The sequence below is a fragment of the Serpentinicella sp. ANB-PHB4 genome, assembly GCF_031432315.1.
Classification (GTDB): Bacteria; Bacillota; Clostridia; order Peptostreptococcales; family Natronincolaceae; genus Serpentinicella.
Map to the genome: position 1 here is coordinate 155,166 of NZ_JAVKGO010000004.1, position 12,097 is coordinate 167,262.

The following is a 12,097-nucleotide window of genomic DNA, read 5'->3' on the forward strand; positions in this document are numbered from 1 at the left end:
GTTCCACCTTTTCGTCTATATATTAAAATAACCCTGGTACATTCATTTTTCCAGTTATTTGAGACATCTCTTTATTAGCCATTTCTTCTGCAGATCTTAATGCTTCATTTGTTGCGGCCATAATTAAATCTTGTAACATTTCAATATCCTCTGGATCAACAACCTCTGGTTTTATTTCAATGCTTTTTAGTTCTCTTTTTCCCGTAGCTACTACTTTTACTGCACCACCACCAGCAGTGGCTTCTACTTCTTTAGTTTCTAACGCTGCTTGTTTTTCTTCCATTTCTTTTTGCATTTTTTGAACTTGTTTCATCATGTTATTCATATTTGGCATTCCTCCGCCAAAGCCTGGCATACCCTTTTTACCCATAATAAATACCTCCTAAATTTTATTATCTTAAGAAAACTTAGGGGATGAAGTAACATAACCAAATAGGCACATACCTTTTAAACTATGTAGTTTCCCCGTAATTTTCTATCTTAAATTATATTATTAGTTATTATAACATATCTTTCAACTAAATATCTATTCCTCAATAACCTCTAAAACACCTTCCGGCACTATACTTCTAAGCTTATTCTCAGCAATATCTTCATTAAAGGTCAATTGTGCTTGCTCCGGTTCTTCTAAGGTAAATTTAATATTTAATTTATTCCCTACATATTTTTCTATTACCGCACTGATATATTTTTTCACTTTATCTCGATCTAGTTTTTCTTTAAATAGTTCCATATCTTTTTCAAAAGAAATCTGCAGTTCCCTATCAGATAGAACTTTAAGTTTTCCTTCTTTTAAGAGGGCTAATGACGATGCTTTTTTTTGTTTTCGCATTTCATCAATTATATGATTCCACTGGGTCTCTACTTTGGTTTGTATTTCTTTTAAACTGCCACTTTCCTCTACTATGGTATTGTTTTGCGCATCCTCAGTAGATTTTTTTGTTTCATTTTCTTTTTTAGGCTGAACTAGATCCTCTTTATTTGTTTTATCCTGTTTATTTAGATTTACAGGATTATGAGAAACTGCGTTATTTATGTTTACATGCTCTTGATTTAGCTTATCTTCAAGGCATTTTATTCTTTCAATTAGCCCCTCTACGCTATCTTCTGTTTGGCGTTTACTTAAACTAATAACCCCTATTTCAAGTAGTGTTCGTGGGTTTGATGCATATTTCATTTTTGTTTCAATATTAGATAGATGGTTGATAAAAGCAACTGCACAATTTGAATCAATTTTTTTGCTTTGGTATTGTATTTTTTCTATATCTTCCTGAGATAGTGTAAACATCTCTTGTAGATTAGTGCCTAGATTAGCTAATAACAGATATCTAAAATGTTGAATAAGGTCTTTTGTTAATTGATGAATATCCTTACCCTCCGAAACCAACATTTCAATATCAAAAATAGCTTCTTTTGTATGGCCTTCTATTATTTTTTCACTAAGATTAATTAAAAATGTCTGATTTGCTATCCCTAAAATACGGGTAACTTCTTCATAGCCTATTTTTTCTTCTGTTGAAGAAATACACTGTTCTAATATGCTTAGGGCATCTCTTAGTCCTCCCTCAGCATGAATAGCAATAACCCTTAATCCATCCTCTTCTGATTCTACCCCCATGGCCTTACATATTGTCTCTAATCTCTGAATTATATCCTGTGTTTGTACAAACTTAAAATCAAATTTTTGACATCTCGAGAGTATCGTTGCTGGCAGCTTATGAATTTCTGTTGTTGCCAAAATAAAAATGACGTGTTCAGGGGGCTCCTCAAGGGTCTTCAGCAATGCGTTAAAAGCACCTGTGCTTAGCATGTGTACCTCATCGATAATGTACACTTTATATTTTCCCTTTGAAGGAGGATATTTTACATTTTCCCTTATTTCCCTTACATTATCTACGCCATTATTCGATGCTGCATCAATCTCTATTACATCCATAATGCTCTCTGTTAAAATACTTTTACATACTTCACAGTCATTACAAGGATCATAGTTATTTGGTTTTAAACAATTAACTGCTCTTGCAAAAATTTTAGCCGTTGATGTTTTTCCTGTTCCTCTCATGCCTGAAAAAAGGTATGCATGAGAAATTTGTCCTGATTTTATTTGATTTTTTAAAGTTGTGACTATGTGGTTTTGACCAATTACATCTTCAAAAACCTTTGGTCTCCACTCTCTGTATAACGCTTTATGCATGCTATCACCTTATTCTGTATATGTTTGATTATGACCTTTAGTTATTATATCATACCCCTATAGTGCCTATTCCTGATAATATAAAACCAACCATGTTGTTGAATACAACCTGTATTAAAAATGATTCTCTAGTCGCAATAGCAACTGCCCCCTCCGGAGCTCCCATACTAATGGGCAGTGTAATAACAATTATTAATAAAATTAAAATAAGTCCTCTAACACTTCCTAATATTGCACCTCCAAGGTTATTAAATGCTCCTAAAATAGGCAAATCAAAAACCTTATTTATAATAATTCCAACAATCATAACTACTAGGCGGATTACCATAAATAAAATAATCATACTTATAATATTAAAAAATATTGTTGTGATCCCTTCTACAATTTGGCCTTTAACGCTTTCAAAGGTTTGGTTTGCATAAGTAGTAATATCAAGATTATCAACTAGATAACTTTGAAAAAACGTAGGTATACTACCGGATAATTCGTTATTAATGGAATTTACCATTAATCCCTCATTTTGTGCAAGTACCTCGGAAGAAACATTTCCTAACTCTGGCATTCCTATATCAACTTTTTGCGTCACTAATTGATTTAGGGTATCTGTAAATGGAAGATTCTCCTTCATCCAGTTTGCAAAGTTCTCATAATAAGCCTTTGAAAATATATAGGCTACAACGTAGCTCCCCAGACTAAACAGGGTTAATATGAAACCTTTTTTATATCCAATGAATATACTTAACCCCAAAGTAATTATTAATATAATATCAATCCATGACATCAAAATTCTCCTCACATTATATTTTCACAAAATAAATTTTATCATCGGTTACAATTATGAAATCTTCTGATGACTGTATATATGCATCTGTAATATCTTTATTATACCTATAACGATTAATAATTTCACCCTTTTTATTTATTAGATATAACATATCTTGTGAATAGGCTAGTACCAGATCCTCATTTGAATCTACCCCTAAAATAGACTTCTCTTCTAACCCTTCCACTGCTTGTATATTACCTTTCATATCGATAAACATGAACTTATATGCTTCTTTGGTAAAGAGGGCCGTTTCCCCATCTTTTACCCCATAAAAAACAACTTGATCCCCACCTACTTTATTTAAAGCAGCTATTTTATTTATTTCATGGGTCCAGTTTATTTTATTGTTTTTGTACAAGAAAATACTTTTATCATTTATAAATACTAAGTCATTATTTATATTTGAGTAGATTTCATAATTAATATGATCTTTAATGTCCATTGTCTCTAGCAACTTATGGTCGGAAACACAATACACTTCAATTTTATTGCTTAGACTTCCGTCATCAAAAAAAATGGTATTAACGAAAATTTTATTTTTATTTTCTTGTATGTATACATTGCCTATATGACTATTTTCTTTTGAAATTTTGTATACAGCTTTCCCTTCAACATCTAATACTAAAACTCTGTCGCCTTTGTTTGTTCTTTCTTTTAATGCAATAAACTTTTCATCTCCTGGATATACAGCTATCATATTTCCTTCTATGGTGTACCTATATTCTATTTCTCCAGTATTATTTAATGATACAAGTTGATTGGTTCCCTGATCAAATAAGTATATATAATCTGTTGATGCTTTCAAGATGGGGCTGTTAAAACCTAATTCAACCTTCCATTGTTCTTTGCCATCTCTACCATAAAAAAATAAACTTTCATTTGAATAATGAACAAGCCCTTCATTAAATTGGATTTGTTCATCCTGAGGTCCTTTATCTATTTCATTTACAATTTCTAATGTTGTATTTTGTTGATTAAGAAAAAATATCTCTTTTCCCTGTGGGCTCATTCCAAAAATAACAATTAGAAATATACCCATTAGTATGACTATTTTTTTTCCTTTGTTCATAATTACCTCCATTAATAATAAAGCTTTCTGTTTATTTCAACAGAAGTACCTGAATTCCTTTTTATGGATGTATATCTTTGTTTTTCATTTTTGACTTTACAATTAGCATTACAAGAAATATAACACCGAGGTAGCCAAGGATAGGATAAAATACATTTACTAAACGCTTAAATCCTAACGTAGCCATAGGAATTGAAATAATGCACATTAAAGTACTAATAACATTTTTATTTGTTTTTGTTACATCTACTATTCTCAAAACACAGCTATATCCATTTGTAATTGCTGTAGTAAACATTGCAATCAATAGTACAATACTGTAGAGATTTTTTGAAAAGTTTCCTAATGAAAATGCTACGGCAATCATCGGCACTTCTAAACCTATTATGCTAGTGTACAGCACTAAAAGGGTTAATAGTATAATTAGCGCCATTAGCCCTAATCCTATTCCTCCTAATATTCCACCATAAAAACCTGCTTTTTGATCAGATATTAAGGGTAAAGTGGATGAAAGTACCACAATAGCCCCCACACTATTAAATGCCACATACACAATAGCTGATCCAATCCATCCAAACTGGGTTATATCAATTTTGAAAGCAGATATATGTAGAAAAATTTCACTTCTAAAATGACTAAAGGTAAATTGATTGCCTCTCAATACAAAAAAACTAATACAAAAAATTGTTCCAATTAAAAAAGGAACTAGTATTGTGTTAGCTTTTGCAATCCCTTTTATACCAGTAATAAAAACAGTATAACTACATACGCCCATTATAATAACTCCGTAAATAAAGCTTATATTAAAGTGTTCTTTAAATATTGCACCGCTTCCAGCTAACATAACAAAAAAATTAACAAATAATAAAACTATGAAGAAAAGATTTATGTAATGCTTTGTTTTTTTCTGAAAATACAAGGATAACAATTCATCAAAGCTTTTTACCTTATGTTTTTGTATCGTTACTAGGGTTTTTGTTCCAATAAACGAAAACAACGTCATGGCAACAAAAACACCAAAAATACCCCGATATCCGTAACGTCCAAAAAATCGTATTATTTCCTGTCCTGATGCGAAACCAGCTCCAATTACCGTGCCAATATAAATACTCGCCAATGCAATAATTGAATTTATCCTCTTCACAATAACCACCCCTTCCTAAACAAGTATATTTAAATAAGGATGATGGTTATTACAATATTTTGTTTAAGCAGCATAATCCCTTCCATTTTGGTCAAACTAATTTAAACACTTGCCTTATAGGAGGGATATATCTCATGTCACTAAGCCCAGATGTCGTTAAAAAATCCGTAAATATAGACAGCACTAAAGCATATTTTGACTTTAGTTCCATGTTGACTGATTACATTAAAAACTATTATACAAACCAATATGAAGATATTATATTTTTATGTATTGGGTCTGATCGTTCTACTGGAGACTCATTAGGTCCGCTTATTGGATATAAGTTAGAAAAACATCTAAGTCAGTACACACATATCAAAATCCTGGGTACTTTAGACCGCCCAGTTCACGCTAAAAACTTAGAAGAAACCATTCAACATATCTATAGTAGTTATAATAATCCTTTTGTAATTGCAATAGATGCTTGTTTAGGTAAAATGGATAGAGTCGGCTGTGTTACAGTCAACCATGGTCCTCTAAAACCTGGAACAGGGGTTAATAAAGAACTTCCCTCAGTAGGGGATATCCACATTACAGGTATTGTTAATATAGGCGGTTATATGCAGTACATGGTACTCCAAAGCACAAGATTAAACTTGGTAATGAAAATGGCTGATACTATTAGTGATGCAATTAAATTTACTTTGTGGGATTTGAATAAAAAAATGTTCTTTTCCCGTTATATTAATTAAGCGCTTTACATATATTTAGTACAAGTCTTATAAATCGATTTCATTTGCACAGTTATTGTTTTTCTTGTATGTTTAGAAACTTTATAAAAAAGGGGGATTTAGTATGATTGATGAAATGAAAAAAGAAATTGATGAGCAAGGCTTGGTAAAGACTTTCTTGAATTTCGACAAAATGATTACACCAGTTATTATTAAAATTATCTTTTATATTTCCTTAGCTATTTGTGCTTTATTCGGTTTTTCACTTATTATCCGAGGTATGGGTGCCGGCCATGGCGGGGGTTTTATGGTGTTAACTGGTCTATTTACCCTAATTATTTCGCCAATTATTGTTAGAGTATGGTGCGAATTTATTGTGGTGATTTTTAAAATTCATGAATTATTGGTTCAGTTAAACAAAAAATAAAATATACATATCTTTACTAAAATATAAGTGGTCTTTTTGACCACTTTTTTTATTTTTTAAAATAATCTTTCATACCTTCTTGTTTCAATAATATATTCTATATCTTCAATACTTCTATTTTTTGCATTAATAATAATACACCCTTGATTGTTTAACTTCTCTGAACTATTTACACTTTTAATTCCTTGTTGGTCATCGATATAAATGACTGCATCTACAAATCCTGTATCATTGAAGTCAACAACTTCATATCCTTTTTGACTTAAAGCATCTCTAATGCTATCTAAATTATTTTGAACCACTACCCGTTTCATATGAAACACCTCCTAATGATATATTGTCTCTAGGAGGTGTTTTATTTATTCACTATAAAGTTATATTCCAATTGTTCTTATCTTTTTATTCATAATTTCTAAACATACAGGTCTAGCATTTTTAATTTCTCCATCGGTATTTACCTCTATATATCCTTCATAATCTATTTCTACTTTTCTGCCTTTAAACATTTCCACATCTTTATATTTTATATGATTGCCTTTAAAAATACTTGGAAATAACCAGAGTAGCTTTAACTTGTTCATTTTATTCACAATGCATATATCAAAACATCCATCTTGCAAGTCAGCCTTTGGTGCAATTTTCATTCCACCACCATAATAAGCACCATTACAAATAGCAACTAACATAATATCTTTTTCCATATATAGATCATCTATTCTAATTTTTAGTTTAGGGCTTTTAAAACGAGTTAAACTTAAAATAACTGATAGAATATAGGCGTATTTGCTTGCTATTAATTTCTTGATTTTATTTGCCTCTGATGCAATTAATGCATCTAATCCAACACTAGCAAAATTTATAAAGTATTCTTCATTAAAACACCCAATATCAATTTTTTTTATTTTTCCTTCTATAATCTTGTCTAGGGATTCTTCAATATCTAAAGGTAGTCCTAATGTTCTTGCTAAGTCATTTCCTGTCCCTGCGGGTATAATTCCTAGATTTTTATTGCTATTTACCATGCCATTTAAAACCTCATGTATGGTACCATCCCCACCTACGGCTACAATTGTATCTATATGACTACTTATTGCATCTTTTGCTAACTGCTTAGCTTCTCCAACTCTAGAGGTTATTTTTATTTCATGTTTTAATCCATGTTTTTTCATTTTTTCTTTTATAATAGAAATTGTTGCTTCACTATTATGCTTTCCTGCCACTGGGTTGATAATAAATAGATAGGTCAAATTCGTCACCTCTAGTTACTTTTTACTTCTACTTGTTTTTAATTCTGTTGCATCTAGCTGGTTATTCATTGCTCGTTCTAAAGCTTGTTCTTCTTCAACAGATATATGATAACTAGAAGTTCCATTTTTAACTGATTTTGCATAAGTGTATGACTCAGCTCGTCCATGTATTCCTGTTAAAATAAAGCCATTATTATTATCATCTAAAATAGCAATGGAAAAACTCAAATCACTACCCACATCGTCAAAAGCATTGTATCGGATAAAGCCTATTTTCTGAAAACTAAAACTTAATCGATTATTTAGTAAGTTAATTTTTGAATTAATTTCATCAAAATTTTTGTGTACTCCCTCAACTTTTTCTATATGTTCGAATAAAATTGATTCTATATTTTTCCCTGTCATTCCTCTAGTTAATTTTTTATACCGGTCTTTTAGTGTTGTTAGTGCACTATAATTTAATATTAGTAATAAAGCCAAAAGAACATTTAATACAACACTCCCTAATATAAAAATAGCTGTATGATCTTCTATAAAAGCTACTATACCGCTCAATATTACCCCACCTTATCTTTTTTACTTTTTTTAATATATTATACTGCAAATTTCAATTGTGTAATTTCCTCATTTATATATTATATTGTAAACGTCTTTTCGTCTATTGTATTTCTTTCTATTTTTACATATTTTTTTGAAATTTTTTGACAGAGTTTATAGAATTGTGCATTGTTATTATAATATTTCCCCTATCTATAACTAGTCTATTAAAGGGACACCTCATCTTATTTAATCTGCTAAAATCGGTGCCTTATACTAAAAGTTAAAACCAGTAAACATGTGAAATGTCACATGCTACTGGTTCATTAACAGTTCTATATTATTTAAACTTGATTACAAATTTCTTTTATTGCTTTTAGGACTATATCTATTTCTTCTTTTGTATTAAAATAACCAAAACTAAACCGAACTGTCCCCTGCTCACTAGTACCTATGGTTTCATGAGCTAAAGGCGCACAGTGAAACCCTGAACGAACTGCTATATTAAACATTCTATCTAAACAAGATCCAATATCGCAAGAATCCTCTTCTTTTATATTTATCGATACGACGGATGCCTGCTTTCCTAAATGATGTGCCCCATAAACTTTTATTTTGTCTATTGTTTGTATTTTGTCTATAAAATATTTTGTTAATTCCTCTTCATGTTCTCGTATTTTCTTTATTCCCTTATCTAAAATAAATTCAATACTAGCACCCAATGCAATGATTCCTGGTGTATTAGGCGTGCCTGTTTCATACCGATCCGGTAAAATTAATGGCTGAATAAGTTCTTGTGACTTGCTTCCCGTTCCGCCCTCTTTAAAGTGACGAACATCAAGCCCTTCTTTTATATAAAGGATGCCTAAACCCTGCATTCCTAATAGACCTTTATGGGCAGGTACTGCTAATAAATCTATATTCATTTTTTCTATATCTATTGGTAACACACCTGCTGTTTGCGCCCCATCTACTAAGAAGTAAACATTGTTCTTTTTAGCTATTTCTCCTATCTCCACAATTGGCATTAAGGTGCCAGTTACATTCGAAGCGTGGGTCATTGCAATTAGTTTTGTATTCGGTAAAATTGATTCCTCTACATCTTTCGGGTCGATCATACCATTCTCATTACAGTATATTATTGTGTTTGTTATTCCGAAGGATTCTAATGCTTTAATAGGTCTTAATACTGAGTTATGCTCCATGCTAGTTGTAATAACATGATCCCCTTTATATAAAGTACCTTTTATAGCTAAGTTTAAACTCTCAGTCGCACTAGATGTAAATATAACTTGCATTGGGCTAGCAATATTAAATAGCTGACAAATTAGCTCCCTTACCTTAAAAATGGCCTCACTAGATTCTAGAGCCATTCTATGCCCGGACCTTCCCGGATTAGCCGCATAGTTACTTAAATATTCATCTAATTTTTGATGAATAATCTTTGGTTTAGGAAAGGATGTTGCAGCATTATCTAAATATATCACCATACCCCTTCTTTCACTTAATATTTTTTTAGCGTTTAATAATTACGTATTAAACCAATCTTCTTTAATGGATAAACATGTGACATGTTGACTAGGTCATGCTCCTTATTGGACTCTATTAATTATTAATTAACTTATTCGTCTGATTTAAATATATCGAGGATTCTTTCTAACTCTTCATCACTATAGTACTCAATCTCAATTTTTCCCCTTTTCTTGCCTTTTGTAATACTTACTTTTGTCCCTAGTAGTTGTTTTAAGTTATTTTCTATATCTCTTAAAATAATATCCTTTTCTTTATCTTTTTTAACTTTTGTTTCTTCTGGGTTTAATAATGATTTAACTAACAATTCCACTTGTCTAACATTTAATTGCTCTGCTTCAATTTTAATAGCAATCTGTAGTTGTTTTTCTTTATCCTTAATTGCTAGAAGTGCCCTACCTTGCCCTGCACTTATTCTCCCTTCTTTGATCATGCCTATAATTTGATTATTTAACTGTAATAGTCGCATTGTATTTGCAATATGGGGTCTACTTTTGCCTAAGGCAATGGCTAGTTGCTCTTGGGTAACCTTATATTTTTCAATTAGATATTTATATGCTTCTGCTTCTTCTATTATATTCAAATCTTCTCTTTGTATATTTTCTATTAAAGCAACTTCTACTAGTTGTTTTTCATCATATTTTCTAACAATGCATGGTAGATCAGTTAATTTTGCCTTTCTTGCTGCTCGCCATCTTCTTTCTCCAGCTATAATCATGTACCCGTTATCATTCTTCGTAACAATGATCGGTTGAATAATACCGTGTTTTTGTATTGATTCGGTTAACTCCATTAAAGGTTGTTCTTCAAAATCTTTTCTAGGTTGATCTTTATTTGGATATATTTTATTTATATTAATGCTTTCAACAATATTATCACTACTTTTTTGATCTGGTTCTATTGTTTTTTTAGGTATTAATGCTTCTAACCCTCGACCTAAACCTTTTCTTTTTGTCGCACCGGCCATACTAAATCACATCCTCTTCCAGATCTATAAATTCTTCCGCAAGCTCTATATAAGCTTCTGCACCCTTTGATTTGTTATCATAATAAATAATTGGCTGTCCATGACTAGGTGCCTCGGCTAATCTAACATTACGTGGGATAATTGATGTATATACTTTTCCTTTAAAATAGTTTTTTACTTCATCCACAACTTGAATTGATAAGTTTGTTCTACCATCGAACATACTTAATACAACACCTTGTACTTCAAGCTTTGGGTTTAAACTTTTTTGAACTAGTGAAATTGTATTCATTAATTGACTCACACCTTCTAGTGCGTAATATTCACACTGTATTGGTATTAATACTGAGTCTACAGCTGACAAAGAGTTAATTGTTAAAAGACCTAGAGAAGGTGGACAGTCTACAAAAATATAGTCATATCTGTCCTTGATAGAATCAATAGCTTGCTTCAATTTAATTTCCCGATCCCCTTCTTGGGTTGCAAGTTCAATTTCTGCCCCTGCTAAGTTTTGACTTGATGATACTAGATCTAGATTTTCAAATTCTGTTTTTATTATTGCTTTTTCGATACTAACCTCATCTATTAATACATCGTATATATTATATTCCACAGCAGTTTTATCAACGCCAAAACCACTTGTGGTATTCCCTTGAGGGTCTATGTCAATAACACATATTTTTTTCCCTTTGTGGGCAATACAAGCACTTAAATTTACATTTGTTGTTGTTTTTCCTACACCGCCTTTTTGATTAAAAATAGCAACAACCTTGCCCATTTTAAATCCCTCCTTTGCATATCTCTTCTATTATCTATTTATTTCGATAAAGTTTGAAAATATCCTCTATAAAATTGTTATTAATAATCCATCGATTAAGAGAATATAATATCCCTAACAAGTATGTGTGTCTTTTATTTTTTTATTGATTTCCTTTTGGCTATTCATATAACCGTTGTAGAGGTGTCTTATAAAGGGGGTATTATGTGTTAAAAACAATTATTACTACATTTCTAATTGTATTTGTTGCAGAATTAGGTGATAAAACCCAACTCCAAACAATGTTGTTAGCTACTCAATCTAAATCCATTTGGCCTGTTTTTATTGGTGCTTCACTTGCTTTGATTTTAAGTTCTATCATTGGTGTTTTAGCGGGTACTTTTTTAACAAAGTACATTCCTCCTTCTTACTTGCAAAATGCAGCTGGCGTTGTTTTTATTGTAATAGGAATATTAACTTTATCCGGTAAATTTTAGTATTGTATAAATTGCATAATTGAATAATTTGTATCATTAAATAAATTTAAATAATACAAGCTAATAAACCACTCTATCTATATAAAGATTAGAGTAAAAATTATATGTCATAGTTAGGTAATTAAACTGACTTCTACTTGATAAAAGCAATAAAAAAGTGGCTAACGCCACTTTTGCTAAAACCCTATA

Annotated in this window: 14 protein-coding genes; 3 read left to right on the forward strand and 11 right to left on the reverse strand. The window is 31.1% G+C overall.

Going from position 1 to position 12,097, the window contains the following annotated elements; genetic code table 11:
• Positions 1–22: 22 nt before the first annotated feature.
• From RH915_RS05245 to RH915_RS05265, 5 genes are all read right to left on the reverse strand, one after another.
• The gene (locus tag RH915_RS05245) at positions 23–370 is read right to left on the reverse strand and encodes a YbaB/EbfC family nucleoid-associated protein (protein ID WP_310478375.1); all 348 of its coding nucleotides are present in this window, start codon (positions 368–370) and stop codon (positions 23–25) included.
• Between the two features lie 156 nt (positions 371–526).
• Positions 527–2,194 carry a DNA polymerase III subunit gamma/tau gene (gene dnaX / locus RH915_RS05250; protein ID WP_310478376.1) on the reverse strand — a complete coding sequence of 556 codons (1,668 nt, stop codon included), beginning with the start codon at positions 2,192–2,194 and terminating at the stop codon, positions 527–529.
• 49 nt (positions 2,195–2,243) lie between these two features.
• The gene (locus tag RH915_RS05255; RefSeq protein ID WP_310478377.1) at positions 2,244–2,975 is read right to left on the reverse strand and encodes a CvpA family protein; all 732 of its coding nucleotides are present in this window, start codon (positions 2,973–2,975) and stop codon (positions 2,244–2,246) included.
• 16 nt (positions 2,976–2,991) lie between these two features.
• Positions 2,992–4,089, reverse strand: coding sequence for a DUF5711 family protein (locus RH915_RS05260; RefSeq protein ID WP_310478378.1), 1,098 nt, complete (start codon positions 4,087–4,089; stop codon positions 2,992–2,994).
• Between the two features lie 61 nt (positions 4,090–4,150).
• A complete protein-coding gene (locus RH915_RS05265) occupies positions 4,151–5,233 on the reverse strand; it encodes a YkvI family membrane protein (RefSeq protein WP_310478379.1) in 1,083 nt (360 codons plus the stop codon).
• Positions 5,234–5,367: 134 nt separating this feature from the next.
• Here RH915_RS05265 and yyaC point away from each other — a divergent pair, with 134 nt between their 5' ends.
• Positions 5,368–5,967: a spore protease YyaC gene (gene yyaC / locus RH915_RS05270; protein WP_310478381.1), complete on the forward strand. Its 600-nt coding sequence runs from the start codon at positions 5,368–5,370 to the stop codon at positions 5,965–5,967.
• A 103-nt stretch (positions 5,968–6,070) separates the two neighbouring features.
• Positions 6,071–6,373, forward strand: a complete 303-nt coding sequence (locus RH915_RS05275) for a DUF4282 domain-containing protein (RefSeq protein WP_310478383.1) — start codon at positions 6,071–6,073, stop codon at positions 6,371–6,373.
• A 56-nt stretch (positions 6,374–6,429) separates the two neighbouring features.
• On the opposite strand, the gene RH915_RS05280 is transcribed toward RH915_RS05275, so the two are convergent.
• The 6 genes from RH915_RS05280 to RH915_RS05305 form a co-directional block, all read right to left on the reverse strand.
• Positions 6,430–6,687: a YkuS family protein gene (locus RH915_RS05280; protein WP_310478384.1), complete on the reverse strand. Its 258-nt coding sequence runs from the start codon at positions 6,685–6,687 to the stop codon at positions 6,430–6,432.
• Between the two features lie 60 nt (positions 6,688–6,747).
• Entirely contained in the window at positions 6,748–7,620 is an 873-nt protein-coding gene (locus tag RH915_RS05285; protein ID WP_310478385.1) for a diacylglycerol/lipid kinase family protein, read from the reverse strand.
• Between the two features lie 15 nt (positions 7,621–7,635).
• A complete protein-coding gene (locus RH915_RS05290) occupies positions 7,636–8,175 on the reverse strand; it encodes a DUF4446 family protein (RefSeq protein WP_310478387.1) in 540 nt (179 codons plus the stop codon).
• 326 nt (positions 8,176–8,501) lie between these two features.
• Positions 8,502–9,647, reverse strand: coding sequence for an aminotransferase class V-fold PLP-dependent enzyme (locus RH915_RS05295; RefSeq protein ID WP_334307729.1), 1,146 nt, complete (start codon positions 9,645–9,647; stop codon positions 8,502–8,504).
• A gap of 131 nt (positions 9,648–9,778) precedes the next feature.
• Positions 9,779–10,654, reverse strand: a complete 876-nt coding sequence (locus tag RH915_RS05300; RefSeq protein WP_310478390.1) for a ParB/RepB/Spo0J family partition protein — start codon at positions 10,652–10,654, stop codon at positions 9,779–9,781.
• A gap of 1 nt (position 10,655) precedes the next feature.
• Complete coding sequence (locus tag RH915_RS05305; protein WP_310478391.1) at positions 10,656–11,432, reverse strand: ParA family protein; 777 nt, start codon at positions 11,430–11,432, stop codon at positions 10,656–10,658.
• 206 nt (positions 11,433–11,638) lie between these two features.
• On the opposite strand from RH915_RS05305, the gene RH915_RS05310 reads away from it, so the two are divergent.
• A complete protein-coding gene (locus RH915_RS05310; protein WP_310478392.1) occupies positions 11,639–11,908 on the forward strand; it encodes a TMEM165/GDT1 family protein in 270 nt (89 codons plus the stop codon).
• Positions 11,909–12,097: the final 189 nt, after the last annotated feature.

Coding starts and splice junctions, on each gene's coding strand:
- RH915_RS05295 (WP_334307729.1), bottom strand. CDS start 9,647: ATGGTGATATATTTAGATAATGCTGCAACATCCTTTCCTAAACCAAAG.
- RH915_RS05300 (WP_310478390.1), bottom strand. CDS start 10,654: ATGGCCGGTGCGACAAAAAGAAAAGGTTTAGGTCGAGGGTTAGAAGCA.
- RH915_RS05245 (WP_310478375.1), bottom strand. CDS start 370: ATGGGTAAAAAGGGTATGCCAGGCTTTGGCGGAGGAATGCCAAATATG.
- RH915_RS05275 (WP_310478383.1), top strand. CDS start 6,071: ATGATTGATGAAATGAAAAAAGAAATTGATGAGCAAGGCTTGGTAAAG.
- RH915_RS05280 (WP_310478384.1), bottom strand. CDS start 6,687: ATGAAACGGGTAGTGGTTCAAAATAATTTAGATAGCATTAGAGATGCT.
- dnaX (WP_310478376.1), bottom strand. CDS start 2,194: ATGCATAAAGCGTTATACAGAGAGTGGAGACCAAAGGTTTTTGAAGAT.
- RH915_RS05255 (WP_310478377.1), bottom strand. CDS start 2,975: ATGTCATGGATTGATATTATATTAATAATTACTTTGGGGTTAAGTATA.
- yyaC (WP_310478381.1), top strand. CDS start 5,368: ATGTCACTAAGCCCAGATGTCGTTAAAAAATCCGTAAATATAGACAGC.
- RH915_RS05305 (WP_310478391.1), bottom strand. CDS start 11,432: ATGGGCAAGGTTGTTGCTATTTTTAATCAAAAAGGCGGTGTAGGAAAA.
- RH915_RS05260 (WP_310478378.1), bottom strand. CDS start 4,089: ATGAACAAAGGAAAAAAAATAGTCATACTAATGGGTATATTTCTAATT.